Source organism: Solibacillus sp. iso_87 (assembly GCF_056173085.1).
Map to the genome: position 1 here is coordinate 2,057,391 of NZ_CM149656.1, position 24,208 is coordinate 2,081,598.

The following is a 24,208-nucleotide window of genomic DNA, read 5'->3' on the forward strand; positions in this document are numbered from 1 at the left end:
GTATTTACTTACAATTCAATTAGATGGACTATAGGGTAATTCCGAAGATGAAAGAAGAAAAAACCACTATTTTCATAGCGGTCTTTTGATTATTGGCATGTTTAATAATTCATGACTTGATAATAAACAACAATTTGATAAATCACCGGTACAATTAATGCAATCGCCAGTGAGATGACTGCACCCCACTTTGATTGTGTCATTAATCGATCATTGTCTATTTTCAAGTGCTGAAAAAATGACAGTGTAAAATATAATGCAGTGATTAAAAAAATAGGAGTTATGAATGTGAGCCAAATTCCTGCATTCATTTCATGCATCGATTCCTTCACCTCAATCACATTATATTTCAATATCCATCTGTTTTATTTCTGTGAATTGAAAATTAATACTTTCGTCGAAAATAAAAGTCCATGGCATTGAACAATAAGGAGGAATTTCAAATGCTCCAATTGTAAAATTTTGAGTAAATTTCTCCGCTTCTGTTATAATACTTACTTCCCTATTACGGAAATTAAGTTGCTGATCTGTCCGGTTATGAATAAGCGTTGTAATGAGCAGCTGTTTTTTATGATTGATGGCCGTTCGAATTACGTAACAGGAAATACGCCCATCCTGTTCCTTTGTTTTATAAAAAGCTTGTTCGATTAATACTCGGTCCTGAGCTGAAATCGTTTTATCCCATGCTGCTTCAAATTGCAGTTTTTGCATGAACTTCATCCTTCCAATGAATTATTTATGTAAATAAGTAATAAAACAACCTTTCTTCTATAATACATGTTACAGTAGGAAAGAATCTTAAAAGTTAGAAGGCGAAAAAATATGATCGAAGTAAAGAATTCCCCGATAAGTGATGGGGAATATAATCGTGGCATTTTTGCGATTAATGCAATTCCTAAAGGAACGTTATTCCACCAAGCACCGGTACTAAGCTACCCAAACGAGCAGCATGAACATATTGAAAAAACGAATCTTGCCGATTATGCTTTTGAATTTGGCATTGGACGCTCTGCAATCTTATTAGGCTACGGAATGCTGTTTAACCATTCATATGAGCCGAATGCCACATATGAAATTAATTTCGACAACGAAACATTCGATTTCTTTGCTTATAAAGATATTGAAGCCGGCGAAGAGATTTTTATTAATTATAATGGCGATGTTGATGATAATGACCCACTATGGTTTAACAACGAAGAAGAATAACACGGGGAGCTGTCTAAAAATTAGACAGTTCCTTTTTCTATCCCTTCGATAAAGCGAATAATATCTTCCGTCAGTAATTGGCGTTCTTTTCCTAGTGTAATAAGATGACCGCTGTTGTCGTAGTGTTTTTTCGTAATGACGTTACTAACTGCAGTCTTTTCAATCAGGTCAATGCTTTGATGGAAAACCGGTTCGTCCTTCATACCTTTTGCCAGGAATAGCGGCTGTTTCAGTAAATGAAGCTGTTTGCCTGTTTCAACAATAAACTGCTGCAGCGCAATCATTTTTTCGGCTGGTCTTGGAAAGTGATCGTCTAAAAACTTTTGCAGTTCCTGTTCAGAGCTTCCTCTATTTTGTAAATACCTCTTGGAATAATAGACGACACGCTGTTCCAAACCTTCAACAGGCCGCTCCAATACTGGCGAGGAAATAATACATAAAGCATTCACTTCACGGAATTCATTTGCCAGTCTTATTCCTAATACACCACCTAATGACTGGCCAATTACCGTAATCGCTTCATATTGTTCATCGATTAAAAATTGTACAGCTTGCCTGCTATGTTCCCATACTTGGTCAATAGAACTTGCAAATAATTGTTCCGGTGATGCTCCGTGCCCTGCCAGATTTGGCGCATAGCTCGTATACCCGTTACTATGAATCATTTCCGCCAAATAGTGCATCTCTTTCGCATTGCTAGTAAAACTATGTAAAAGCAGAACAGCCTGTTTATGTCCTTTTAAATAAATATCCTCTACAAAATGTTGCATGTTGATCCCCTTTTCATTTGTGACAATATTATAGCATAATAATTCTCTCTCACTTAGATTTTCTCGAGTTTAAAAAGCGGAAACAGTGCATTTGTTTTATTGTTCGGCTACAATATGGATTGAGTAAAAAAACATATGAAAGGAGAATCATATTAATATGAGAACAATATTATTATCGATTCTTGCTGCACTATTTTTAGCTGTACCGAACGCAGCAGCACATACGTATTTAGACACGACTACCCCCGAGGATGGAGCAGTTGTAACTGAACCGTTGCAGTCGATCGAACTTACATACGCCGGAAAAATTGAAGTAGGCAGTACATTTAAAGTCATTTCGAGTAACGGCGAAGAAATAGAAACAGTTTCGATGGATTTAGTCGATGGTGTATTAACGGGTACTTTTGATACTCCATTACCAAGTGATGACTATACAGTTGAGTGGAATAGTATTAGTGCAGATGGCCACCCATTGTCAGGTCAATTTTCCTTTACGGTTGATGCACCTGTAGCAGAAGAACCGGTAGAAGAAGCAGTAACAGAAGAAAACGAAGAGCAAGCGGAAGTAAATGAAAAAGTTCAAAATGAAGCAGCTGAAACGACTGCGGCAGACGAGGAAGAAACATCAAACAATACATTACTATACATCGTTGGAGCCATTTTACTTCTTATTATAATAGTAAGTGTTCTCGCTATTGCTAGACGGAAAAATACAAAATGATGGCATTGACGATTTTCAGTCAACTTTTGCTCTATATTAGTTTTGCTCTTCTTATGGGAACATTTATCTTATACTGTATCCCTGAAACATTTCGTCCGAAAATTGATATTTCAGCAAAGTGGCTTATTGTTAGTGCGGTAATTTTGCCGATTGTCACATTTGTACCGAATATTCAATTGCTGACAATTTTGACACCACAGTTCGGCTTCATCGAATCAGTGGGCATGCTCCTTATGAAATTTAAAGTTGGCCATTCATGGCTCGCGGTCGTTGGCTTTACAATTATTTTGGTGATAATGATTCGCCAATTTATAAAAAAACCTTCGAAGTTTATAGCAGTCATGTCAATTTTTATTTTAATCGCCATTATGGCGGCAATTGGCTATATTAGTCATGCAGGTTCGATGACAGGCATTGTCGGATCGGTACTGGATTTTGTTCACCTCCTTGCTGTCAGTGTATGGCTCGGCATTTTAGTTCTGATAAGCTTTTTCTCAAAGGATGCGCAAAACTGGGACGCCTTTTTGAAGTGGTTCTCCCCTGTTGCGCTCGTAGCTTTTACGTCTGTTGCATTAACAGGTGTCCTTATGACTGACACAATCGTACCTGGCTATGTGACAAGCTGGTCGAGCAATTATGGACAGTTTTTATTCATTAAGCATGTTCTGCTCGTACCTTTGACTGTTATTATTTTGGCAAACAGTCTGCTCATTAAGCTGAAAATGGACAAGCCATTATTTGAACCGCGTACGTGGGTAAGAATCGAAACAGTTTTGCTCGTATTGATTTTATTCATTACCGCGCTATATAGTGAACAACAGCCACCGAGTTTTTATGTTCAGGAAATCTCGCCGTTTTTTGAAATGTTCTACCGTAGCTCGATTGAAGCCGGCATGCGCGGATATTTACAAATGACGGGTATTGGGTTAGGATTTTTCCTGTTGACTGCACTGTTTATCGGTCTTGTCATTGTAAGTTATATTAAACAGCTGCCGGTCGTTGTATCTGCTGCTATGACTTTTGCGCTGGCATTATGCTTTTACATGGGCTTTATGTCGATTGTATTTTTTAAATAACATGAAAAAAAAAGGGTTGTAGTAAAAGTCATTTCCGACTAATCCTACTACCCTTTTTCATTAGGCGAGCCTTTTTGTCTTCATACGCATATAGCGAATCAGTGCAGCAATAATTAATATTACTGTTAATGCAATTGTACCGTTCTGCATTGTTGGTTCATCAGTTTTTACAGCAATACCGATTAGTGCCCAAACGATGACGAGTGTAAAGAAAATATCTTTTGAAACAGCAACGGCCAAATAACCGAGAATAACCGCAACCCCTACAAGTACGAGTGATCCAATCACCTCTGATATCCCCAAATCGACACCATGATGTTTTAACACATAACTTACATTAGCGATTGTCGCTACGGATATCCACGCTAAGTAAAATGAAAACGGATAGCGTTCTGAAAGACCTTTTTCCGTGTTTCTATACTGCAGGTATATCGCAATAAGTGTACATAACAAAAAGAACATTACGATAATGGATAGTATAAACTGTTCATAATGCCAGCTGAACAACCAAGCAATATTAAATATACAGCTGATGATAAATAAAATACCTACTTTTCCATTAAAACGATTGTCTTTCACTTTACGGTATATCGTAATCAGCCATATGACAAGCATTACATAAATTAACGACCAAATGGAAAACACGTAGCCTGCTGGCGTAAATAATACTTCTAATCGATTCGTAATTTCTGATGCCGTTTGCCCGTTTAACGGCAGTGTATTGGATAGCGCATTTACAACGATTACAGCAATCATGGCTATCCACATAGTAATATACAAGCCCATTTTTCATCATCCTTTTTTCTAGAATTAGGGAACTATACCCTTCTTTAAAAAAGAATAAGCGGTAAATGGGTTATTACTTTTTAAAGGCAATGTGGTTGTGAATTACGTAAAGTTATTTTTAAGTCTGCTTTTCAAAGGCAAGTTTGATCCCAAAACCGATAAGAACAGCTCCAGTCAACGTTTCGATCACCGATTGTGTAGCAGGTTTTTTCATGAAATTGCGGATTTTGTTTAATAAAAATACATAGAGCGCAAACCAAATAAATGTTAAAACAATATAGATGATTCCCATCGTCAAAAATGGCCAAAATGGTTCTGCTCCTTTAGATAGGAATTGCGGTAAAAACGTCAGGAAAAATACTGCTACTTTAGGGTTTGTGATATTCGTAATGAGTCCCTGCTTAAAATACGAATTGCCTTTAGCTTCGATTTCAGGAATGTCCGTCATTTCCTCTGTATCTGCTTTTTTAGCACGCATGCTCATTAATGTTTTTATACCCAAATAGCATAAATAGGCTGCTCCTACGTATTTCAGCACTGTAAATGCCACGGCAGATTTTACGATAATCGCCGATAGCCCTGCAACTGCTGCAATTGTATGGACCGTTAATCCCGCGCAAGAGCCGACCATTGTTTGAAATCCGCCCTTTTGTCCATTAACTATTGTATTTTTCGTAACGATCGCTGTATCAGGACCCGGCAATACAATCAGAAGAACACACGCGATGATAAAGAACACAAGATTCTCCATTTACTCACCCTCATTTTCTGAATTTTTAAATATGGTAACATGTTCATCGAAATGAAGCTAGCGGAATTTTTTAGTTTAATGGATTGTGGCGTTACTTGTATGAATTCTGATGATATGACCGGTGACTGATTTCATTGGAAGAATTTTGTACTTATTAGAAAAATTCAAGGGTTTATTAGCATTTTCCGAATGTTTATTTCAGAGCGTTATTAGAACAACTGCCTTATATATTAGAAAATCGGCAACTTATTAGAAGATGTCAAATCGCTATTAGATGATTTAAATGTTTATTAGAATATTACTAGCGACTCCTTCAATCGTCAGCAAGCAATGCCATTTTCTCAGCAGCTTTCTCTATGATTACATCATCTTCAACCTGACCCGTATAATTGATATACATCACGGACCGATCCTTTACAAATAGGAAATCCTTTTGAAAAGAATTATCCCTAATCAGCAGACGATCAAAAGCTGTGTGTTTTCTTTCTTTAAAACTTGCAGGTTCACTTTCATATGTATGCTTGATTATTAACTCATTAACTAATGAGCTAACATGGGAATGGAACCGCAGCTTATAAACTTCCGATGAGATTGATGGTTGATATGCATGATTTGGATCGTACCATTCCCCTTCCTGAATAACACCCATTTCTGTTGAATCATATTGTACAGAAGCAAAAATATTCCACTGTGATGAGTAGGTGCTTCCCAAATCCTCTCCTTCGAAGTAAAATGGCTTACTTTTAAGATGCGGCTGATTTTCAATTGAAGCAAGACGGACAATTGGCAGCCCTGTATCTTCTTCTGGTAAAGGGCTTGTTTTCATACTCCAAATTTGGAAAATCGGTATAAACACAATAGTTAATGTAATTACAAATAATAATAAACTGAAGACTATACTTGACCAGTAAAAGTTTTCCCATGGTTTTTGTTGATTGTCTAGTAGCCCAGCCTTGAGTTCATTCCGCAAACGATTCATTCCAAATAAACTTTTACCTATCGGAATTATTTGTATAAAATTAACAAATAATACTAACAACGGGGCAAGTATATATCCATCCATCAGTTGCAAAACAGTAATATTTCCGTTTTCAATAGTTTTGACGAAGACCGTAGAGATTACAATAATTGCAATTAAATTAACTATAAAATTAAATAATGCTTTATTAAAATCTTTTTTTGCTATTGAGATTTGCTCTTCTCGATCTATTGGAGGTTCATTTGCTTTACGTTCAGTCGGTGCTGCAAATACATGAAAATTGCGGTCACTCGCAATGTATTCCCAGCCGCTTTCTTCGTATAACCGAATTTTTTCATTCGATATATATTTACTTTTTGCCAGTTCCAGCCGGTAATCCATTCGTTTGCGATCACCTTTTTTAAACTTGGCAAAATATGTGCCGATCTCATAAAAATGCAACCCTCGCTCGGACATATCTGAAAACCAGCTTTCATGTTCCTTGATACGCCAATACTGCCCGGGTCTTATTCTGCGTACTCTTTCTGCCATCGCTCTCCCTCCTTATAAGTCTTACCTAACAATAGAATAGAAGGGAATGTTTGTAAATAAAAAATAAGGAATAGGAAACGCGATATATCGTATAACGTAATAGTAATCTACAGGAAATAATTTGTAAACTTGTTATTGAAAGCAAGAAAAAACCACCCCAAAATTTTGGAGTGGCGTGTACTAATATTAATTAAAACATTTTGTTTAAGTTTGCCATTTCAATTGCAGACATTGCGCTGTCGTAGCCTTTATTGCCTGCTTTCGTACCAGCACGTTCAATTGCCTGTTCGATATTTTCAGTTGTAACAATACCGAAAATTACCGGAACCCCTGTATCCAAGCCCGCTTTTGCAATTCCCTTTGCTGCTTCGTTACATACATAATCATAATGTGTTGTAGACCCGCGAATGACCGTACCTAAACCGATAACTGCATCATAATTATTTGTTTCAGCCATTTTTTTCGCTACAAACGGTACTTCAAAAGCACCTGGAACCCATGCTGTATCAATGTTTGCTTCGTCAACACCATGACGTTTTAAGCCGTCAATTGCACCACTTAATAATTTATCATTAATAAATTCATTGAAACGCCCTACGACAATTCCGATTTTTAAATCTGTTCCGACTAATTGTGCTTCAAATGTTTTTCCCATTTTAATTGCTCCTTTTTATACCAATACGGTAGTTAATTTTATATATTGAACTAAGTCTTCGATTGTAATAAATTTCAGGTTATGTTTTTGTGCTATCTTTTCAAGCTGCGGCATGCGGGCCATTGAACCATTTTCGTTCATAATTTCACAGATAACTGCGACTTCATTCGAACCGCATAGCTTCGCCAGATCGACGCCTGCTTCCGTATGCCCGCGACGCTCCAACACGCCTCCCTGTTTTGCAATGAGCGGGAACACATGACCTGGACGATGAAAATGCTCCGGTTTTGTTGCAGGATCCAGTAATGCTAACATCGTTTTAGAACGCTCAAATGCACTTATACCTGTTGTTGTATGGATATGATCGATACTAATCGTAAAAGCTGTTTGATATGTATCGGTATTGCTTTGCACCATTGGATGAAGGGAAAGCTTTTCTGCAATTGCAGATGAAATTGGTGTACAAATTAACCCTCTTCCATAAAGCGCCATGAAATTAATATTTTCCGGTGTAGCGAATTCTCCTAAAACTAGAAAATCCCCTTCATTTTCACGGTTCTCGTCATCAGACACAATAATAATCTCGCCGTTTTTTAATGCATGAATTGCTTCTTCAATTGTATTCATTTTGTCACCACTCCTTTAAAATCCTGTACGTTGCAAAAAGTCCATTGTAATTGTACTTTCCGTTTGATTTTGTAAATGTCTTTTTACATATTTACCGATTAGATCTGTTTCAATGTTCACAACATCTCCCGGCTTTTTATAGCCTATTACAGTCTGTTCATACGTATGAGGGATTAAGGAAATGGTAATGAATGTGTCGGTCACATCAAAAATTGTTAAACTCGTGCCGTCCACTGTAATTGAGCCTTTCTGAATACATTCAGCAATCAAATGCTTTTCCATCGCCAGATCAATATAAACTGCATTGGCGACGGGTCTTTTACGTTGAATTGTTGCAATTCCATCAACATGGCCCGAAACAATATGTCCGCCGAATCGACCATTCGCCGACATGGCCCGTTCCAGATTGACAGGCATACCTGCCGCTAATTGCTGGAGGCTCGTTGCTTTGACGGTTTCTGGCATAACATCCGCTAAAAATACGGATGGCGAGAATTGTTTCACTGTCAGACAGACACCGTTAACGGCAATGCTTTCCCCGAGTTGAACATCCTCTAGAATTTTGTTTGCGCGAATGGCTAGTTCCATCGCTTGTGTGGACTGGCTGATTGTTTCAACTGTCCCAAGTTCTTCAATTATTCCTGTAAACATCCTGCTCACCTCTTTTTAAAATAAAAAAGAACCCCGATTGAATTCGGAGTTCGATGAGAGGAAAATTGAGCATCATCAAATAAGCTTTTCGAAGTTAATTTTCAAAAAACTGCTGACATTGCTTCCTTCTCCCATCCAGACTATAACTGTCGGCTTTGGATTTGCACCAAATCCTGCACACAAAAGTGGCTCACGGGCTTAGAGATAAACTCATCACCGTCGATTGGGAATTTCACCCGACCCCGAAGGAAATTATTTTTTTCAATAAAATAAAAAATCCCGTCACAAAGGCGCGACAGGAAAAGTGTATAGCAAAAAATCACATTTAAAATCAAATTTTTAAAATGCGTTGCCATTCCTTCTCCCATCCAGACTATAACTGTCGGCTTTGGATTTGCACCAAAATCCTGCACACAAAAAGTGGCTCACGGGCTTAGAGATAAACTCATCACCGTCGATTGGGAATTTCACCCGACCCCGAAGGAAATTATTTTATTTGAATGTTATTGTAACATAAATATTTTAAAAAGCTAATAGTATTTTAGCACCTACTTACTTTTTGTACCCTCAAACCTTTTACCTCTACCCCTCTATTAAATTAAAATATTGAAACTTTACTCATGGTAATACGTAGAATAATATACATTATATTACATTATATAGAAAGGAGATATTGCAAGCTGATTTTAAGTGTCTTTCATTTGCTTGGTTGCTTTTTTTATGTTTTATTTCTATAAAATATAGTGTCGGATAATCTTCAGTAATATAAAAAGCAAATACTTTTTTTACGATAATGGAGGCTTTCATGGCGAATAATTCACAGTCGAATAAATATCTTATCTTTCTAGAACTACTGTTTTATGCAGCTTTACCCTATGCAATATGGAAGTTTGGCCGAGAGCCTTTTGGTGACTATGCCGCGATGCTGCTGTCCACTGTTCCCGGGATAATTTATACTGTTTACCGCTTTGCAAAAGATCGGCAGTTTAATGTGACGGGCTTGTTTATTTTAGGATCGATGCTTATAGGTACTACGGTAGATTTATTGTCCGGTTCGGCGGAGCAAATGATTTGGAATAATGTTTATTTAGGACTTTTTTACACGTTTCTCTATGTAATTTTATTTATTATAAAAAAGCCTTTTCCTTTGTATGTTGCAATCGATTTTGCATATTTGCAAGGCTATGCACGAAAGGACAGCAAAGCTTTGTTCTTTCAAAAAGGAATTTTTCGATGGTTTCAGCTGATCCAGATTGTTTTCATTATTCGAGGACTTGTTATGGCAGTAATTACGGTCTTTCTGCTACGGAAATACGGAATTGACAGCTATGGGGATATGCTGATTTATAAACGAGTAGCAAGTTGGGTATTTTCCGGAATTGTCATGGGGATGTTTTTTTACATCAACGTAATTGTGCAAAAATATACGAATCGTTTACAGGAAAAGAAGGATGAAACGCTACCGGAACCTGACATTGTGGCGGATTAATTATTATTGAAAGGGTGATGGAGATGACTAACGTTAAAGAATGCCCAAAATGTCGCAGCACGGAATTAGGTAGAGGAAAACATAGCGGGTACAGTGTTATGTCACCTGTGAATAAATTAAGTTTAGGATGCAATATCGAATACATTATTTGTACCGATTGCGGTTTTATTATTGAAGGCTATGTCGTAAAGCCAGAGAAATTTAAAGGAACTTTTTAATTCGATATCACGATTACAAATAGCCCATAAAATAATATGCTTTTTGAATCTCCTTAGCATCCGCTGGGTATGTCGCCATTAACTCATCACGTAACTCTTTAAGGCTTTTTGTATAACTTCCTGTAAAGCCATTCATTATAGCTGTCAAAAACACGGGGTTGTAATTTCTTTTCATTCGACTCATAGTAGTAACCACCCCTTCATTAATTCAACTGTTTTAGTCGCTCTTTTGCGGCCACCATATTTTTCAATGATGCAATGGTCTCTTGTTCCGTACGAGTTTTCAGGCCACAATCGGGATTGATCCAAAATTGTTCTTGTGCGATTACTGGCTGCCATTTCTTCCACAGTCGGAATACGGGGGCTATGAATATCATATACACCTAAGCCAATTCCAAGCCTGTATGGTGTTTCTTTTAGTACTGTTATCAGTTCCCCATGACTTCGCTCCTTTATTAGAAGATCTGCAACTTATTAGAAAATTTCCAGGTTTATTAGCACATTTTAATTTTTATTAGAAAATCCTTCACTTAACAAAAAACTTGCTTAAAAAGCAGCTACACTTTTTTCGCAAGTTAATCTTACATTTCACTATTATTTTAGACGTTCTTCAATGAGTGCTTCCATATCACTCGCAATCGTTTCATATGGAACACCATCCTCTCCCGTGCCATACCCTGAATAGTTTTTCACGGCGATTCCTTTTTCATCCACTAGAAAAAATGTATCGGCGTGGATAACTTGGTCATTCCCTTCAATTGCTTTTACATGCGTTTTAAATGAGTTTCTACCAAATTGTTCAATAAATTTTTGATCGTACCCTGTCAGCATATGCCATTTTGATTCATCAACTGGTGTATGGCGCGATAAATATTCCATCAAACGCTCTGGTGTATCGTAGTCCGGATCTACTGAAAACGCGACAATTTTATAATCTTCCAGCCCCTTTTTTTCAAGGTGGTCCTGCACCCGGGTCATATTCATCGTCATTGGCGAGCAAATGGTTGTACAGCTTGTGAAGATGAACATTGCCAGCCACGGTTCCCCTTTTAGGCTTTCCCGTGTTACTTCATTGTTACGGTGATCGGTCATTGTAAACCCACTGATTTCAAAGTTAATTGTCGGTTTAAACTGATAATTGCTGCATGCTGTGAGAACTGTCGCTGCCAAGAGCATAAATGCGAATACAATTTTTTTCGTTTTCATTTCTCTCTCTCCACTCTTTGAACATTACTCTCATCTTACCCAATATTTAGTATATTCTCAATAGTTATTGGAAGAAAGGATGTGTGTCAACATTGTGAAGAGTTTTTTATGCTCTATCTGCAGGATGATGTAATGATACAAGTGCTGTATGAATCGCTTCAAGTTTTGTTTCAATCCGATACAGTAAATAAAAAGATATAAAGATCGGAAATGTTACTTCCTGAAGAATCGCTATCCACTGGTCCATTAAAATCCCTCCTTTTTTCATTTGAAAAGGCCGGCAAAGCATCACACTTCACCGGCCTTGCTATTAGCTGTTCAGTTCGATTGCTGTAACATTACGCTCAACGATGCGAGCTGATTTTTTCACATTGTACAAAAATCCGTCCTTTGAAAACACTGCCTGATCAATAATTGTTTGCATCGCAGCATTCACTTCAGCCTCCGTTAAATTCGGCTTCGGATCATTAATATTGATCGTCATCGTATTCCCTGCAATGTTGGCAAATGTTAATTGTAAAACTTGTGCCATGGGATCACCTCCAATTCAAGGATATTGTTAATTAAGCGGTAATACTGTCTTTTTGCGTTTTCACAGATTCAATATAATTGTAATCTGTTAAGCCGACGATTGTTGTTGCAACAGTGTATAGCTGCTGAGCTGTCGCATTTCTTTCCAAGTTACGGAATGTGGAACTTTTAATAATCGGCTCATTAAATTCATCAAGGCCTGTCTGATAAAATACTGTCAATGTAGCAGATAAAAATCCGAATTCGTTCATGTTTATCACCTCCTTGCCCTATATATGTCATGATTTACCGAAAAAAGGGACAATGACGATGAAAAATTTTACAAAACCTTATATAATAGACAATAATGAGGTTTATCACCAGTAGTTTAGTAGAGGGAATTTAATCAACAATATTTAGTAATGAGGTGAACATTGTGGGCTTAGATGGCTGGTTTTTATGGTTTATTTTATTTTGGGTTGTAGTATTGATTTCGCTTATGGGGATTGGCGGCTTTTTTATGTTCCGCAAGTTTTTGAAGGCCCTGCCGAAACAGGACGGAAAATCGGATCTAGATTGGCAAAACATATACTTAGATAAAACGATTCATCTTTGGGGTGAAGATGAAAAACAATTACTTACCGAGCTTGTCAGTCCTGTACCAGAGCTATTCCGCCAAGTTGCCAAAGAAAAGATTGCGGGTAAAATCGGTGAAATTGCACTGAATGAGCGTGCCTCGAAAATTGACTTAGACTTAATTATTCGTGGCTATATTATCGCTTCGCCAAAGCGCGACCATAAGTTTTTACGTAAAAAACTCGATGAAATGAAAATTGATACGACGAATTATGACCATTTATTTGAGGCATAGACGAAAAAAGACTGTCTTTAAAAGCATAAAACTTTTAAAGGCAGTCTTTTCTATGCGACAATATGCGATTTTTTAAGCTTCTTATATTTAATAAGCATACCGATTCGCCACGGCAAAATCATCGAGAACGCCAAGATGAAGAACATACCGGCAAGTTCACCGACATCGAATGTATCGGCAAATATTAATTTTAAAATAATACGTAGTACTAATAATCCCACTAATATGAATGGAAATGCTTTAGATTGCTTCATATAAATTGCGCCGTCTCGCACTTCGAACTTCGACGTTAAGATTAATACAGATGAAAATAACAAGCCTAGTGCGGCCGCTTCTACTATTTGAATTGGCGCTACACGAAACTCCTCAAAAATAAACATCAGCGCGCCTGTTGACATCGCAAAAGGCGGAATGAGTATTTTTTTCGTAGATACCGGCTTTTTTTGTGCACGCAGTCTAATGAACATTACGAAAGATCCCATTATGACTGCCATAATCGTCGAACCAATTAATAAATAGTGAGAAGGTATACTGTCGAACATCATATTCCTCCTCTTGCATGAACGTAAGAAAAATTATCGTGTAAACAAGATAATATAATGGATCATGCACACTTTTTCACTTATGTTTCTCCCCTTAGTATAGCACGGTCTTTAAAAGCAGGGAACTGTTAGAATCCTTTAAAACCATCGAAAATCGGCAAGAGAATATTAATAATGTAAGTCAATCCGTCAAAGAATAGTAAAATGCCGACCGCGATCATAATATAGCCGCCAACTACTATAATTTTTTGGCTATGTGTGCGAATCCAGTTCATACGTGAAATGAAGAATGACAATGTAAAGAATGGGATCGCAAAGCCTAAGTAGTATGCGACCATATACCACATTGCCGAATCGGGATTCGTTCCGCCAAGCGTAATAATCGCTGCCAGTATTGGACCTGTACAAGGTGTCCATCCCGCTGCAAAGGCAAGACCGATCAGTACCGAACCGAAATAACCGGATGGTCGGTTTTTGAACTGAAACTTCCGGTCTTTCATTAAAAAGTCAATCTGCAGAAGACCGACAATCATTAATCCGAATGCAACAATTAAAATAGCGCCGACTTGACGCAGCAAATCCTGGTACTGGAAAAAGAAATCTTTCGCTAATGATGTTCCAAACCCGATAGCGATAAATATAATCGAAAATCCAAGCAGGAAAAATAAAGTATGTAAAATTGCGCGTTTTTGCATCATCCCTTTTTCGGTTTTCAGCTCATCGAGTGTCATCCCGGTTATGTAGGATAAAAATGCAGGATAGAGCGGTAGCGTACATGGTGAAATAAAACTTAAAAACCCGGCACCGAACGCTAAAAGGATATTTAAATCTGTATTCATGCTGCTTCATCCTCCTTAACATTGATAGCTTCATCGTACCAAATTTCCCCATACTTTACTTGCTTTTTTAAATGAATATTTTTTGTCAGTGTTTTGTGGATAATATGAAAGATAAATGTGCGAAAGTGCCACGTTATTAGTATTTGATAATAAAAGCTTCTTCTTTATACATGGAAAGGCACTTTAGCACATTTGAGAAAGGAAGGATGATTTTTTTATCGAATCATATCAATAATAAAAAGACTGGAATAAATAACCGAGGTAAACAAGACCACTATTGAAATAGTAATGAGTTGGAATTTTAGCGACCAGCGCCATACACATTCCTTAGGATAGCTTTTTTTCCATTCAAGTGCTGCTTTAAAGTTAATAAACCAGCAATGCAATGTTACAATGATGGAAGGTACCGTATACAAGGCAATCAACAACAAAGATTGCTGGAATACATTTGTCGTATATTTTCCGTAATTAATCATGAAGTATGGAAGTACGAACCAGAATACGGATGTAAATACTAATACGACAGCTGCCAAAAAATGCAGCCATTTATATTCGCTGTGTGTTTGCCTGTAATGTTTTAATGCTGCCTGCATGATCATCACCTACTTTTTTCACTTACTATTCCCACTTTTTGTCGAAAATGAAACCGGAAAAATGTAGTAAATGAAAAATTCTGCCTTTATCTAACAAGATTTAGACAGAAGTATTTATAATGATGATGTTAATTCGATAACTTCTCTGTTGGACCGTAAATTCCATTCAGGTTCGAAACGTTTCACAATCGCATTCTTCAGTTTATTCATCGCTTTTTCGTTCTCCATCGGATAGATTGCAAAATGCACATCGCTTGCCGGCAAAAGCTGTGTTATTTTTGCGTTCACATGGCAATGGGTAGACGTTCCATCCCGATAGCAACCTTTTGCATATATATTACCAATATGCTGATTAAAGCGCTCTTTAAATGTTCTTGCACATACACCGCAAAATTTCAGTTCATTATTTGCAATAATCGTATAAACACCACGTTGTTTCAACAAATCCTCATCACCGCTGACGACAAAACGAGAGTATATTAGATCACCGTAGTTATTCAAAAACCGCCTGTAAAAATGATTCCCTTCTTTTTTTAGCGCTTTTATTGCTGCACCCGCCGGCATATCCTTTAAGTGTGTATGCTCGTTAACAAAGTCTTTTAAATGCTCATATTTCTTTTGTTTCGCCAGTTCGCCAAGCGTTTTTTTATCAAAACTCTCATATAAGTCAGCAATCCCCTGTTCTAGTACAATTATCTCTACTTTAGTAAAATCTATTTTTTCCTCATTTATATGGATAAACATTATAGTTCTCCTTTCAGCAAATCCCCTTATTATATACATTTCGATATAAATTGGCAAAACCCTCTTATTTTTTTCGATTCCTGTATTAGTACACAATCAAATCAACTGACTCATTGAGATTTGTTTCCCTATAAACTATCATTTAAATTAAACAATCCATCTTGCTTGGAGAAAGAAGTGAGTGCTCTTTGGACGTTAAACAACTCAACGAACAACTTTATAAAAATAGACCACCAGTTGGATCTACCAGCCATTGCGATTGCATGGATTGCGTGTTTTATGCGGAAAAGATTATGCTAAATAAGTTTGTAGAAAAATTTCTAAATGAGATTGGACTTAATCCCCTAAAAGCCGATGAAGTTTGGTGCTATAAAGAGGTAGATGGATTTAAATACTATTTAGTAGATTTTTTCGAGGTAGTTGCAAAGGAGGAACAAACGCTATGTTTTGACAACGGAAAATTGATTATAGCTTCGAATCCGTTTGCAGAAAACAGACAGTATAGACATGCATTAACTATTGATATAAAGTTACAAAACATTTAGTATTACTATTATTTTATCGCAGTAAAAAAAGCGATTCGTTCTAATGAACAAATCGCTTTATAACTAAAAATTTTCTTTATCAAATACTTCCAAATCAATAATGCGGGCACCTTGTTTTAAGATGGCTGCCTCCAGCTCGTCCACTGTCGATTGTTTCGCACCTTTTGCCAGAGTAATAATCACTCGACGCAAATAAGTCGTATCATCATCAAGAGAGAACACACAATGCAGTGGCCACACCTTTTTAACCGCAGTCAGAACTCTAATTAAAATCCCGTCCGTGTCCGGCAATGCAATTGTAATGGCACAGCTTCCTGTACGGTAGCCCCACGCCTCTTCCAGCAGCTCAAATACTTTCGAATGAGGTAAAATGCCGGCAAAGTTCCCTTTCGTATCAACAACGGCCAAATATGGCAATTGTTTAATTGAATGGAATACTTCAAAAAACGAACTGTTTTCGTGGACGAATGCATCCGGTTCTTCAGTAAGTGCTTTAACCTGGGCTTTCATGTCGCCTTCTTTTAATTTATATTCGAGTACTTCTACTTTATAAATATTTCCGACGAATTTTTCACCCGCCTCATCTAATACCGGGATGCATCTGTAGCCGTTGTCATTTAACTGACCGAGTACGTCTTTGATAGGATCCGTCTCTTTCACATAACTTACATCTTTTTTCTTTACATATCTTTGTTTCACTAACATGGCATTACCTCCTTGATGTACTACTCTTATTTTAAAGGTAGTCATTCAAATACGAAAGTAATTTTTGGAATATTTCGTATTTTACAGTTAAATCTTATTTGTAAATTTCATAATAAATATACGCATATGCTAAATCAAGGCATTTTTGGTAGCTCGGTAATTTGTTTTCTTTATTATTTACCGATGCAAAATAGATGGCCTCCAGCAAGCTTTCGCTTTTCGGATAATGTTCACGGATTTTATAGAAAACCTTTGCACACAATGTATCGGTACATTCTTCTGATAGCTGAATAATGTAGCCGATTGTTGATTCATCAAGGCGCGTACTCGTAATGATGACCTCTTTCATCTCTTTCATCATTTCTTCATTGATTAAATGGATTATTTCATTTAACTTCTCTTTTTCATTCTCCACCACTTTACAATCAACTAGCACGAGCGTATACCCCGTATCTTTTGTCGATTTTAATAGATATGTACCCGCGAGCTGAAACTGCTGTAATGGGGATATAAAACTTTTATCCAATTCAAATTCGTGGGTTGTTGACGTTTTAATATATTTTTCCATATAGCGTTTATCTGTTTCAATTTTGCGGTAAAAACGCGCTTGGTATTGCTCCATCTTTTTCAGAAGTGTTTCTTCATTTATCAGCTTATATGATTGGGTAATAAATTTATAACATTCCTGGACTAAATCCTTATGGCTATTAGCTTTCATACACAGAAGGAGCACCTCATGGAGCACTTCTATTGCACATTCATATCGGCCATTTTCAAAAAGAATTTTCCCTCTTAGTACACGGACATGCAAATCTATACGGGAAAACTTTTCGAACGGATACTCTTCAAAATAGTCATTAAATAACTTTTTCGCATACTCCACTTTCCCAATCTGTAGGGACAGTTCAATATGAGTTATAAAACGGACGAGCATGAACTTTTCATCTTCCGGGTTCCCCATTTTTAAAAAAACAGCTGGAATTTTGCTAATATCCCAAAAAAATTCTTTTGGTAATTCATCCATTTGTGTTGCGTAATAATTATTCATCGCAAGTGACAGCAATGAAAAATCTTCATCTTCCAATGCGTAACTGCTCGCAATTCGGTAGTATTTCTTTGCCTGTTCAAAATCAATACTGAAATAATAGCAATGTCCAATGACCAAATAGAGGCTTGCTAAACACCCTTTTAGATTTTGTTTGAAATGCTGTTCTGTGTCCAATAACAATTGCAAAATCTCCATATTGCTATTAGCTAAAATAAAAGGCTCACTATCAAATCGAAGAAAGGCGTTCACCTTTTCGATATTTCCCTCTGCTACTAATGATTCTAACATCTCTATATATGCCTTATAATGTGCATCGATTGATGAAAACGTTTGTGAACGATAATGGTCAAGCTGCAATGACTTAAGTTGCATCCCCATCGTTATATCCACCTCCTACTTTTTCAAATATAACGGTTCGTACAGCTCTCGTTTAATAATTGAAAATTTGTCCATAAAACGAATGACTTTATGTTTACTGTCCGCATATTTCGTATCGTTGTCTGCCAAGTAATTACGCAAACTTTTTATAATTGTTGTTTCGATTTGGACGAGTTTTTTGGGGTAATGTTCGTATTCATAGAAGCGGTCATTAAATAATTGCTTCGAGCTGTTTTCAAACTTCATATATAGATCATATTGTTCTTTTGGTAATGTTTCGAGTACTTCACGCAAATAATCCAAAAATAGATTGACGGTCATTACCGAAGCCATTAATGCTTTAGTAAATGACCCGACTGTTGCTTTTTTCAGTCGTTTAAATTTTGAACTGATAAGTACTTCATTCAATATAAAATTACGGAGCAGAAAAATGAGCGCATGCTCTGAATTGATGACCGGCTCTTCTTCAAAATAAAAGTAAACCCAAACATCGCTTACATTGTATTTTGCGAAAGATAAATGTGCAAAGTCATGGCGGATTAAATGGAAAAAGTAGTCGTAATGTTCAAGCTGTTTAAATTGTTCGAGCTGCTGTTCATTTAAAATAAACAAAGAATTTGATGTATCAAAATCTTTCATCTTTACACCTCTTTCTCGACATTTACTCCCATTATAATAGTTATTTGTTAAAATTTGTTGTTTTTTGCAAAAATAAAAAGACATACCCGAAAGAAAGTGACTTTCGGGTATGTCTTAACTAATTAATATGCTAGGCCAAATAACCCTTTAATATGAGTCATATAGCGGATATTTGAAGCTTCTTTCATTAATGATGCTGGTAAACCTACTAATTGAGTATTGTTTGCCCCAACTGTAGCAATACCGTCTTTGCGGCCTAAAGAACCTAAAGTACCTGAGTTAGTAAATTTGAATTCTTTCAGGTCAGCACCTTTAATTTGTGCAAAAATGTTGTAACCTGCAGTTTCACCTTGCTGCCATGCTACTTGAGCAGTTGGCGCATAAGTTGGGCGGTCACCTGGGTTTGGAATATGTGCTGATGCATCGCCAATAACAAATACTTCAGGATGTGAAGTAGATTGTAAGAAGTCATTGATAGTTGCTTTACCGCGATCTGCAGCTAACCCTGATTCAGCTACTAATGGAAGTGGAGCAACTCCACCTGTCCATACTAATGTGTTTGCAACGATTGGTTCACGGTCTTTTAATTGAATAACATTGCCTTCAACGCCAGTAACAGGTGTTGATGTAATGAATTCTACTCCACGTTTCGATAAAGACTCTGTTGCACGATCGATTAAGTTTTCTGGGAATACCGGTAAGATTTTTGGACCTGCTTCAACTAGTTTGATTTTAAGATCTTCAAATTTAACACCGTATTTTGCAGCAACTTTAGGGAAGTGGTCTACGATTTCACCAACAAGCTCAACACCTGTTAAACCGCCACCGCCGATAACGATTGTAGCATCCGCCTCGTCTTTTGTTGTTGCATATGCTTTAATGCGTGCTTCGATATGCTCGCGAATTGCATTAGCTTCATCAACTGATTTTAATACGAAAGAGTTTTCCTCTAAGCCAGGGATTCCGAAGAAACCAGTTTGGCTGCCTAAAGCAACAACTAATGTATCATATTGTAAAGTTTTGCCGTTTGAAAGTGAGACATTTTTGCTTTCTACGTCAAAGCTGTTTACTTTTGCGATTTCCAAGTTGATGTCAAAACCTTTGAAAATCTTCTCAAGTGGTAATGATACAGCACCTTCAGAAATTGTGCCGCCAGCTAAACGGTGTAATTCAGTAATGATTTGATGTGTAGGGAATTGGTTTACAACTGTAATACGCGCTTCATCTTTATTTAAAAATTTACGAGCTGTTTGTGCTGCTAATACACCAGCAAATCCAGCACCTAAAATAACGATTTCTTTAGTTACCATATTAAAAATCCTCCAATAAGATTAGATTGTACAAATTATTTCATTTGTTTACGTTCAGATGCTACTTGTAAAAATGCATTAGCAAAACGTAATGCCCCTTGAACTTGTGGGTCTTTTAACATTTTTAATAAACCGAATACGCCTACTGTTTCATTGCTGACTTCAGCACGGTCTTTCGCTTCGATTGCTGTTTGTGCCAATGATTTAGCAGTCCCGACAACTGGACTAGCCATTTCTGTTACAGCAGCAACTGTATCATTTTTTAATGTTTCGTCTGTAGCAACACTCGTCGCGAAATCATACGCTTTTGTTAATAATGTAGTCATCTCAGCCAATTTTGGTAAGTTATCTACTAAAGTAGTTAATGAAGCTTGTACCTCTGGCTTTAGTAACTGGTCTAATACATCCAATTGCTCTTGTGTAACAGCCACTTTTTCTACCTGCTGATTATTCATTTCTGACATAATAACTCTCCTTTGCCATCACTTAATATTATTTTTTCGAAAATTTCATACCCGATTGTAAAAACTTTCACATACCATTCAATAAGCAACGATAGCACAAAGATTCGTTTGTTACAATTAGAAAACGGAAATAAACGACCGAAAAACTTAATTCAAGAATATTCTGTAATTTTATTATTTAAAAAAATTTTATTTTTATGTATTTAGCGTATTTTTGTATATTTTATAATAAAAATTTCCCTTCATCATTTTTAATATTGGAAGTATTTAAATAGTTGTTTCTTATCATTATTAAAGGTTAATTAGGTATTTATATGATAGAAAACAAAAATTCTTTACTATTAAAAGTGATTCACCTCCCCTCCCCTATTTCCCTCCACAATATTTCCCTAAAAAACTTTCTCTTCAATCGGTTGATTTGACTCAATAGGAACCTTCACGTTGCTATGAAACGAAAAAGTGCGTACTTTTTTTAATTTTCAAGTGGATCCATAATAAAAAAGCAACGAAATACTTATTCAATTGGAGGATCAATATATGATTACTAGTTTACAGGATACAATCAAATTAAATAATGAGGTAGAAATGCCAGCAATGGGCCTTGGCGTCTTTCAGGTGGAAAACGATACAACAGCAGAAATCGTTAAAAATGCGATTGAGCTAGGTTACCGCAGCATTGATACAGCCGCTATTTACGGAAACGAAGCGGGTGTTGGCGAGGGCATTAAATTAGCATTAGCCTCTACCGGTTTAAATAGAGAGGACTTATTCATCACATCTAAAGTTTGGAATGCCGGATTAAATTATGAGGAAACTGTTTCAGCTTACGAAGAGAGCCTGGAAAAATTAGGGCTGGACTATTTGGATCTATACTTAATCCACTGGCCAGGTAAAAATAAATTTGCCGAGTCTTGGAGTGCTTTAGAGGAACTGTATATAGAAGGTAAAATCAGAGCAATCGGTGTTTGCAATTTCAATATTTCGCATTTGCAGGATTTATTGAAAAACGCTCGGGTAACACCAGTCATTAACCAAGTTGAGTTTCACCCGCGTTTACAACAACAATCATTGCGTGCATTTTGCAAAGAGCACAATATTCAATTAGAGGCTTGGGCTCCATTAATGCAAGGCGGTCTACTAGATGATCCGACGATTGCAAATATTGCCGAAAAGTATGGGAAATCAAATTCACAAGTTATTTTACGATGGGATATTCAAAATGGAGTTATCACGATTCCTAAATCCGTTCGTAAAGAGCGTATGGCTCAAAATGCCGACATTTTTGATTTTAGTCTTACTGATGAAGAAATGCAGATTATTAATGCAATGAATTTAGATAAACGTGTCGGTCCGGATCCGGAAGTTTTTAATTTCTAATTTGAATTGAAGATTTGAAGAGACGAAAAGCCTCAAGATTTTTAGTACCTTGAGGCTTTCATTATTTTCATTAAGATAGTTTTTGCACAGCAATATCATCATCACGCTGCATAAGAAGAACTTCTTCACCATTCTCTTTTAATTTATCAATATGTTTCTCGCCCCACGTGCAAAGTAAGTTGAGCACTGGCTCCATCTCGTGTCCATATGGAGTTAAGGAATATTCCACTTTCGGCGGTACTTGGTTGTACACTTTACGATTAATTAAACCGCATTGCTCAAGCTCGCGTAATTGGGATGTCAGCATTTTCTGTGAAATGCCCGGAATTAACCGGCGAAATTCATTCGTCCGGATTTGACCATGGTGATTGAGGTGACATAGAATGACGGGTTTCCATTTACCCCCAATGACTTCGAGTGTTGCTTCAACACCAATATTATAAACTTTTTTCATTTTGAAACCTCCAGTATTATCAAAAGTAACCAAAAGTAATGTACATGCTTTTATAGTATGTATGAATAATACTATATCCTGTAAAATAAATCAAAGGAGTTATTTTTAATATGTCTACATCAAAAACACCAAACGCCAGATTAACACTGCTTGCATTAGCAATCAGTTCGTTTGGTATCGGTTCAACAGAATTTATTAGCGTTGGATTGCTCCCGCTCATCACAAATGAGTTTGGTATTAATTTAAGTACTGCAGGATTAACAGTATCAATCTATGCGTTAGGCGTTACAATCGGAGCACCAATTTTAACCGTTTTAACATCCCAGCTTGACCGTAAAAAGGTGCTGCTGCTCGTAATGGTACTTTTTATCGTCGGTAATTTATGGGTAGCGATAGCACCTACATTTACTTTACTATTAATTGGACGAGTTATTTCTGCATTTGCTCACGGTGTATTTATGTCGATAGCGGCGGTTATTGCTGCTGACGTTGTGGCACCTAACAAACGGGCAAGTGCCATTGCTTTTATGTTTTCAGGATTAACATTGGCAACTGTCAGTGGAGTACCTTTAGGAACATTCATTGGCCAAGTAACGGATTGGCGGCTATCATTTATTTTCATCGTCGTTATTGGCATAATTGGGTTAATCAGCAATGCGTTCCTTGTACCAAATAATTTAACAAAAAGTAAACCGATCTCATTAGGTGATATCGGAAAAGTATTAAGCAATTTCCGTATGCTGTTAATTTTATTTATTACAGCAATGGGTTACGGAGGCGTATTCGTTGTCTACACATATGTGTCCCCTATTCTTGAAAATCAAATGGGCTACTCCCCTCATGCTATTGTCGTAATATTAGTTGTATACGGAATATGTGTCGCTATTGGAAATACAATCGGTGGCCATTTTGCAAACACTAATCCATTGCGTGCGATATTCATCTTCTTTATTGGACTAGCGTTAACGTTAATTGGTGTATACTTCTCTTTTGACTCCAAAGTAATTGGGCTCATAATGGTATTATTAATGGGGCTGTTTATGTTTATGAATGTGCCGGGCTTACAACTGTATGCCGTTCAGCTATCTGAAAAATATGTACCAGCGGCTACTGCAATGGCTTCCGCTTTAAATATTTCAGCTTTCAATATCGGGATTTTCCTCGGTTCATATGTCGGCGGTTTAATTGTTCATTATCAGTCACTGGACAATACGCCCCTATACGGATTTTTAATGGTAATCATTGCCGCAAGTATTACGTTAGTTTGGATGATTGTTGAAAATAAACAAAATGTTTGTACTGCGAATGAATTCTCGCCATTATCCAAAAAACAATCGCTATAAAACATTTAAGTAGAAATGAATAGAAACCTCTCCTAACATTAATGTTTGAGATGGTTTCTATTTTTATTTGTCTTTCCATACACAAATAATTTCAAAGGAGCTATATCTTATTTTCATAGTTCTTCGGAATATCTCCACAATTTATCCTTCAATTTTCCGTTTTATTTGCTATGCTTAGAT

The 24,208-nt window shown here is 36.8% G+C and carries 32 protein-coding genes, 2 pseudogenes and 2 riboswitches; of the genes and pseudogenes, 9 read left to right on the plus strand and 25 right to left on the minus strand.

The genetic code is table 11. The features are described from left to right. Positions 1-101: 101 nt before the first annotated feature. On the minus strand, positions 102-320 hold the full coding sequence (locus tag AC0VXV_RS10240; RefSeq protein ID WP_475528056.1) for a hypothetical protein: 219 nt from the start codon (positions 318-320) through the stop codon (positions 102-104). Positions 321-342: 22 nt separating this feature from the next. Next, on the minus strand, positions 343-711 hold the full coding sequence (locus AC0VXV_RS10245; RefSeq protein ID WP_475528057.1) for an SLAP domain-containing protein: 369 nt from the start codon (positions 709-711) through the stop codon (positions 343-345). Between the two features lie 111 nt (positions 712-822). Between AC0VXV_RS10245 and AC0VXV_RS10250 the strand changes: the two genes are divergently transcribed. Beyond that, on the plus strand, positions 823-1,206 hold the full coding sequence (locus tag AC0VXV_RS10250) for an SET domain-containing protein (protein WP_079526970.1): 384 nt from the start codon (positions 823-825) through the stop codon (positions 1,204-1,206). A 20-nt stretch (positions 1,207-1,226) separates the two neighbouring features. On the opposite strand, the gene AC0VXV_RS10255 is transcribed toward AC0VXV_RS10250, so the two are convergent. Further along, positions 1,227-1,976 carry an alpha/beta hydrolase gene (locus AC0VXV_RS10255; protein WP_475528058.1) on the minus strand — a complete coding sequence of 250 codons (750 nt, stop codon included), beginning with the start codon at positions 1,974-1,976 and terminating at the stop codon, positions 1,227-1,229. Between the two features lie 157 nt (positions 1,977-2,133). Here AC0VXV_RS10255 and AC0VXV_RS10260 point away from each other — a divergent pair, with 157 nt between their 5' ends. After that, on the plus strand, positions 2,134-2,697 hold the full coding sequence (locus AC0VXV_RS10260; RefSeq protein WP_475528059.1) for a copper resistance CopC family protein: 564 nt from the start codon (positions 2,134-2,136) through the stop codon (positions 2,695-2,697). Beyond that, positions 2,694-3,773, plus strand: coding sequence for a copper resistance D family protein (locus AC0VXV_RS10265; RefSeq protein ID WP_475528061.1), 1,080 nt, complete (start codon positions 2,694-2,696; stop codon positions 3,771-3,773). The genes AC0VXV_RS10260 and AC0VXV_RS10265 overlap by 4 nt, the downstream gene beginning before the upstream one ends. Before the next feature lie 60 nt (positions 3,774-3,833). Here the strand turns inward: AC0VXV_RS10265 and AC0VXV_RS10270 are convergent, their stop codons facing one another. The 6 genes and pseudogenes from AC0VXV_RS10270 to ribE all read right to left on the minus strand — a co-directional run bounded on the left by AC0VXV_RS10270 (position 3,834) and on the right by ribE (position 8,753). After that, positions 3,834-4,559 carry a TspO/MBR family protein gene (locus AC0VXV_RS10270; protein WP_475528062.1) on the minus strand — a complete coding sequence of 242 codons (726 nt, stop codon included), beginning with the start codon at positions 4,557-4,559 and terminating at the stop codon, positions 3,834-3,836. A 118-nt stretch (positions 4,560-4,677) separates the two neighbouring features. Further along, positions 4,678-5,310, minus strand: coding sequence for a LysE family translocator (locus AC0VXV_RS10275; protein ID WP_475528063.1), 633 nt, complete (start codon positions 5,308-5,310; stop codon positions 4,678-4,680). A gap of 313 nt (positions 5,311-5,623) precedes the next feature. Beyond that, positions 5,624-6,820, minus strand: a complete 1,197-nt coding sequence (locus AC0VXV_RS10280) for a DUF2812 domain-containing protein (protein WP_475528064.1) — start codon at positions 6,818-6,820, stop codon at positions 5,624-5,626. A gap of 190 nt (positions 6,821-7,010) precedes the next feature. Continuing rightward, on the minus strand, positions 7,011-7,475 hold the full coding sequence (ribH, locus tag AC0VXV_RS10285) for a 6,7-dimethyl-8-ribityllumazine synthase (protein WP_079526989.1): 465 nt from the start codon (positions 7,473-7,475) through the stop codon (positions 7,011-7,013). Positions 7,476-7,493: 18 nt separating this feature from the next. Continuing rightward, positions 7,494-8,102, minus strand: a pseudogene (gene ribB, locus AC0VXV_RS10290) (3,4-dihydroxy-2-butanone-4-phosphate synthase); the annotation flags it as partial. 15 nt (positions 8,103-8,117) lie between these two features. Beyond that, positions 8,118-8,753, minus strand: coding sequence for a riboflavin synthase (gene ribE / locus AC0VXV_RS10295; protein ID WP_475528066.1), 636 nt, complete (start codon positions 8,751-8,753; stop codon positions 8,118-8,120). 119 nt (positions 8,754-8,872) lie between these two features. Continuing rightward, a riboswitch (FMN riboswitch) is annotated at positions 8,873-9,007 on the minus strand. Positions 9,008-9,105: 98 nt separating this feature from the next. Then, positions 9,106-9,242: riboswitch (FMN riboswitch) on the minus strand. A 316-nt stretch (positions 9,243-9,558) separates the two neighbouring features. Between ribE and AC0VXV_RS10300 the strand changes: the two genes are divergently transcribed. Together AC0VXV_RS10300 and AC0VXV_RS10305 are read left to right on the plus strand one after the other, a co-directional pair. Next, entirely contained in the window at positions 9,559-10,242 is a 684-nt protein-coding gene (locus AC0VXV_RS10300) for a VC0807 family protein (protein ID WP_475528067.1), read from the plus strand. Positions 10,243-10,265: 23 nt separating this feature from the next. Further along, positions 10,266-10,460: a transcription initiation factor TFIIIB gene (locus AC0VXV_RS10305; RefSeq protein WP_475528068.1), complete on the plus strand. Its 195-nt coding sequence runs from the start codon at positions 10,266-10,268 to the stop codon at positions 10,458-10,460. 13 nt (positions 10,461-10,473) lie between these two features. On the opposite strand, the gene AC0VXV_RS10310 is transcribed toward AC0VXV_RS10305, so the two are convergent. From AC0VXV_RS10310 to AC0VXV_RS10335, 6 genes and pseudogenes are all read right to left on the minus strand, one after another. Beyond that, a complete protein-coding gene (locus AC0VXV_RS10310) occupies positions 10,474-10,644 on the minus strand; it encodes a hypothetical protein (RefSeq protein WP_475528069.1) in 171 nt (56 codons plus the stop codon). Positions 10,645-10,747: 103 nt separating this feature from the next. Beyond that, a pseudogene (locus AC0VXV_RS10315) lies at positions 10,748-10,916 on the minus strand (hypothetical protein); the annotation flags it as partial. 138 nt (positions 10,917-11,054) lie between these two features. Then, positions 11,055-11,666 carry an SCO family protein gene (locus tag AC0VXV_RS10320; RefSeq protein WP_475528070.1) on the minus strand — a complete coding sequence of 204 codons (612 nt, stop codon included), beginning with the start codon at positions 11,664-11,666 and terminating at the stop codon, positions 11,055-11,057. Positions 11,667-11,772: 106 nt separating this feature from the next. Next, a complete protein-coding gene (locus AC0VXV_RS10325; protein WP_008403759.1) occupies positions 11,773-11,913 on the minus strand; it encodes a YvrJ family protein in 141 nt (46 codons plus the stop codon). Between the two features lie 63 nt (positions 11,914-11,976). Continuing rightward, positions 11,977-12,198: a DUF2922 domain-containing protein gene (locus AC0VXV_RS10330; protein WP_079527007.1), complete on the minus strand. Its 222-nt coding sequence runs from the start codon at positions 12,196-12,198 to the stop codon at positions 11,977-11,979. Positions 12,199-12,229: 31 nt separating this feature from the next. After that, positions 12,230-12,448 (minus strand): DUF1659 domain-containing protein, encoded by a 219-nt coding sequence (locus tag AC0VXV_RS10335; RefSeq protein WP_251687650.1) that lies wholly within the window; start codon positions 12,446-12,448, stop codon positions 12,230-12,232. Between the two features lie 164 nt (positions 12,449-12,612). On the opposite strand from AC0VXV_RS10335, the gene AC0VXV_RS10340 reads away from it, so the two are divergent. Continuing rightward, positions 12,613-13,047, plus strand: coding sequence for a DUF2621 domain-containing protein (locus tag AC0VXV_RS10340; RefSeq protein ID WP_413078878.1), 435 nt, complete (start codon positions 12,613-12,615; stop codon positions 13,045-13,047). Positions 13,048-13,097: 50 nt separating this feature from the next. Here AC0VXV_RS10340 and AC0VXV_RS10345 read toward each other — a convergent pair whose 3' ends face one another. The 4 genes from AC0VXV_RS10345 to AC0VXV_RS10360 form a co-directional block, all read right to left on the minus strand. Continuing rightward, positions 13,098-13,589: a CcdC family protein gene (locus tag AC0VXV_RS10345; RefSeq protein WP_475531443.1), complete on the minus strand. Its 492-nt coding sequence runs from the start codon at positions 13,587-13,589 to the stop codon at positions 13,098-13,100. 128 nt (positions 13,590-13,717) lie between these two features. Then, positions 13,718-14,428, minus strand: a complete 711-nt coding sequence (locus AC0VXV_RS10350) for a cytochrome c biogenesis CcdA family protein (RefSeq protein ID WP_475528073.1) — start codon at positions 14,426-14,428, stop codon at positions 13,718-13,720. 215 nt (positions 14,429-14,643) lie between these two features. Next, positions 14,644-15,021, minus strand: coding sequence for a hypothetical protein (locus AC0VXV_RS10355; protein WP_475528074.1), 378 nt, complete (start codon positions 15,019-15,021; stop codon positions 14,644-14,646). Positions 15,022-15,135: 114 nt separating this feature from the next. Then, positions 15,136-15,765, minus strand: a complete 630-nt coding sequence (locus AC0VXV_RS10360) for a GIY-YIG nuclease family protein (RefSeq protein ID WP_475528075.1) — start codon at positions 15,763-15,765, stop codon at positions 15,136-15,138. Positions 15,766-15,953: 188 nt separating this feature from the next. Here AC0VXV_RS10360 and AC0VXV_RS10365 point away from each other — a divergent pair, with 188 nt between their 5' ends. Then, entirely contained in the window at positions 15,954-16,310 is a 357-nt protein-coding gene (locus tag AC0VXV_RS10365) for a hypothetical protein (protein WP_475528077.1), read from the plus strand. A 63-nt stretch (positions 16,311-16,373) separates the two neighbouring features. Here AC0VXV_RS10365 and cbpA read toward each other — a convergent pair whose 3' ends face one another. The 5 genes from cbpA to AC0VXV_RS10390 all read right to left on the minus strand — a co-directional run bounded on the left by cbpA (position 16,374) and on the right by AC0VXV_RS10390 (position 20,854). Next, positions 16,374-17,015 (minus strand): cyclic di-AMP binding protein CbpA, encoded by a 642-nt coding sequence (gene cbpA / locus AC0VXV_RS10370; RefSeq protein WP_475528078.1) that lies wholly within the window; start codon positions 17,013-17,015, stop codon positions 16,374-16,376. A 94-nt stretch (positions 17,016-17,109) separates the two neighbouring features. Further along, a complete protein-coding gene (locus tag AC0VXV_RS10375) occupies positions 17,110-18,441 on the minus strand; it encodes a dehydrogenase (protein WP_475528079.1) in 1,332 nt (443 codons plus the stop codon). Between the two features lie 15 nt (positions 18,442-18,456). Then, complete coding sequence (locus AC0VXV_RS10380) at positions 18,457-19,080, minus strand: serine protease (RefSeq protein ID WP_475528080.1); 624 nt, start codon at positions 19,078-19,080, stop codon at positions 18,457-18,459. A 122-nt stretch (positions 19,081-19,202) separates the two neighbouring features. Then, positions 19,203-20,390 (minus strand): NAD(P)/FAD-dependent oxidoreductase, encoded by a 1,188-nt coding sequence (locus tag AC0VXV_RS10385; protein WP_475528081.1) that lies wholly within the window; start codon positions 20,388-20,390, stop codon positions 19,203-19,205. Between the two features lie 35 nt (positions 20,391-20,425). Beyond that, a complete protein-coding gene (locus tag AC0VXV_RS10390; RefSeq protein WP_475528082.1) occupies positions 20,426-20,854 on the minus strand; it encodes a helical membrane plugin domain-containing protein in 429 nt (142 codons plus the stop codon). 537 nt (positions 20,855-21,391) lie between these two features. Between AC0VXV_RS10390 and AC0VXV_RS10395 the strand changes: the two genes are divergently transcribed. Beyond that, the gene (locus AC0VXV_RS10395) at positions 21,392-22,231 is read left to right on the plus strand and encodes an aldo/keto reductase (RefSeq protein WP_475528083.1); all 840 of its coding nucleotides are present in this window, start codon (positions 21,392-21,394) and stop codon (positions 22,229-22,231) included. Positions 22,232-22,301: 70 nt separating this feature from the next. Here AC0VXV_RS10395 and AC0VXV_RS10400 read toward each other — a convergent pair whose 3' ends face one another. Then, positions 22,302-22,685, minus strand: a complete 384-nt coding sequence (locus tag AC0VXV_RS10400; RefSeq protein ID WP_079527035.1) for a winged helix-turn-helix transcriptional regulator — start codon at positions 22,683-22,685, stop codon at positions 22,302-22,304. A 110-nt stretch (positions 22,686-22,795) separates the two neighbouring features. Between AC0VXV_RS10400 and AC0VXV_RS10405 the strand changes: the two genes are divergently transcribed. Beyond that, positions 22,796-24,028, plus strand: a complete 1,233-nt coding sequence (locus AC0VXV_RS10405; protein WP_475528084.1) for an MFS transporter — start codon at positions 22,796-22,798, stop codon at positions 24,026-24,028. Positions 24,029-24,208: the final 180 nt, after the last annotated feature.

What these genes read in the sequence shown, in the direction of transcription:
- AC0VXV_RS10240 (WP_475528056.1), bottom strand. Translation starts at nt 320, where the DNA reads ATGCATGAAATGAATGCAGGAATTTGGCTCACATTCATAACTCCTATT.
- AC0VXV_RS10245 (WP_475528057.1), bottom strand. Translation starts at nt 711, where the DNA reads ATGCAAAAACTGCAATTTGAAGCAGCATGGGATAAAACGATTTCAGCT.
- AC0VXV_RS10250 (WP_079526970.1), top strand. Translation starts at nt 823, where the DNA reads ATGATCGAAGTAAAGAATTCCCCGATAAGTGATGGGGAATATAATCGT.
- AC0VXV_RS10255 (WP_475528058.1), bottom strand. Translation starts at nt 1,976, where the DNA reads ATGCAACATTTTGTAGAGGATATTTATTTAAAAGGACATAAACAGGCT.
- AC0VXV_RS10260 (WP_475528059.1), top strand. Translation starts at nt 2,134, where the DNA reads ATGAGAACAATATTATTATCGATTCTTGCTGCACTATTTTTAGCTGTA.
- AC0VXV_RS10265 (WP_475528061.1), top strand. Translation starts at nt 2,694, where the DNA reads ATGATGGCATTGACGATTTTCAGTCAACTTTTGCTCTATATTAGTTTT.
- AC0VXV_RS10270 (WP_475528062.1), bottom strand. Translation starts at nt 4,559, where the DNA reads ATGGGCTTGTATATTACTATGTGGATAGCCATGATTGCTGTAATCGTT.
- AC0VXV_RS10275 (WP_475528063.1), bottom strand. Translation starts at nt 5,310, where the DNA reads ATGGAGAATCTTGTGTTCTTTATCATCGCGTGTGTTCTTCTGATTGTA.
- AC0VXV_RS10280 (WP_475528064.1), bottom strand. Translation starts at nt 6,820, where the DNA reads ATGGCAGAAAGAGTACGCAGAATAAGACCCGGGCAGTATTGGCGTATC.
- ribH (WP_079526989.1), bottom strand. Translation starts at nt 7,475, where the DNA reads ATGGGAAAAACATTTGAAGCACAATTAGTCGGAACAGATTTAAAAATC.
- ribE (WP_475528066.1), bottom strand. Translation starts at nt 8,753, where the DNA reads ATGTTTACAGGAATAATTGAAGAACTTGGGACAGTTGAAACAATCAGC.
- AC0VXV_RS10300 (WP_475528067.1), top strand. Translation starts at nt 9,559, where the DNA reads ATGGCGAATAATTCACAGTCGAATAAATATCTTATCTTTCTAGAACTA.
- AC0VXV_RS10305 (WP_475528068.1), top strand. Translation starts at nt 10,266, where the DNA reads ATGACTAACGTTAAAGAATGCCCAAAATGTCGCAGCACGGAATTAGGT.
- AC0VXV_RS10310 (WP_475528069.1), bottom strand. Translation starts at nt 10,644, where the DNA reads ATGAGTCGAATGAAAAGAAATTACAACCCCGTGTTTTTGACAGCTATA.
- AC0VXV_RS10320 (WP_475528070.1), bottom strand. Translation starts at nt 11,666, where the DNA reads ATGAAAACGAAAAAAATTGTATTCGCATTTATGCTCTTGGCAGCGACA.
- AC0VXV_RS10325 (WP_008403759.1), bottom strand. Translation starts at nt 11,913, where the DNA reads ATGGACCAGTGGATAGCGATTCTTCAGGAAGTAACATTTCCGATCTTT.
- AC0VXV_RS10330 (WP_079527007.1), bottom strand. Translation starts at nt 12,198, where the DNA reads ATGGCACAAGTTTTACAATTAACATTTGCCAACATTGCAGGGAATACG.
- AC0VXV_RS10335 (WP_251687650.1), bottom strand. Translation starts at nt 12,448, where the DNA reads ATGAACGAATTCGGATTTTTATCTGCTACATTGACAGTATTTTATCAG.
- AC0VXV_RS10345 (WP_475531443.1), bottom strand. Translation starts at nt 13,589, where the DNA reads ATGTTCGACAGTATACCTTCTCACTATTTATTAATTGGTTCGACGATT.
- AC0VXV_RS10350 (WP_475528073.1), bottom strand. Translation starts at nt 14,428, where the DNA reads ATGAATACAGATTTAAATATCCTTTTAGCGTTCGGTGCCGGGTTTTTA.
- AC0VXV_RS10355 (WP_475528074.1), bottom strand. Translation starts at nt 15,021, where the DNA reads ATGCAGGCAGCATTAAAACATTACAGGCAAACACACAGCGAATATAAA.
- AC0VXV_RS10360 (WP_475528075.1), bottom strand. Translation starts at nt 15,765, where the DNA reads ATGTTTATCCATATAAATGAGGAAAAAATAGATTTTACTAAAGTAGAG.
- cbpA (WP_475528078.1), bottom strand. Translation starts at nt 17,015, where the DNA reads ATGTTAGTGAAACAAAGATATGTAAAGAAAAAAGATGTAAGTTATGTG.
- AC0VXV_RS10375 (WP_475528079.1), bottom strand. Translation starts at nt 18,441, where the DNA reads ATGGGGATGCAACTTAAGTCATTGCAGCTTGACCATTATCGTTCACAA.
- AC0VXV_RS10380 (WP_475528080.1), bottom strand. Translation starts at nt 19,080, where the DNA reads ATGAAAGATTTTGATACATCAAATTCTTTGTTTATTTTAAATGAACAG.
- AC0VXV_RS10385 (WP_475528081.1), bottom strand. Translation starts at nt 20,390, where the DNA reads ATGGTAACTAAAGAAATCGTTATTTTAGGTGCTGGATTTGCTGGTGTA.
- AC0VXV_RS10390 (WP_475528082.1), bottom strand. Translation starts at nt 20,854, where the DNA reads ATGTCAGAAATGAATAATCAGCAGGTAGAAAAAGTGGCTGTTACACAA.
- AC0VXV_RS10395 (WP_475528083.1), top strand. Translation starts at nt 21,392, where the DNA reads ATGATTACTAGTTTACAGGATACAATCAAATTAAATAATGAGGTAGAA.
- AC0VXV_RS10400 (WP_079527035.1), bottom strand. Translation starts at nt 22,685, where the DNA reads ATGAAAAAAGTTTATAATATTGGTGTTGAAGCAACACTCGAAGTCATT.
- AC0VXV_RS10405 (WP_475528084.1), top strand. Translation starts at nt 22,796, where the DNA reads ATGTCTACATCAAAAACACCAAACGCCAGATTAACACTGCTTGCATTA.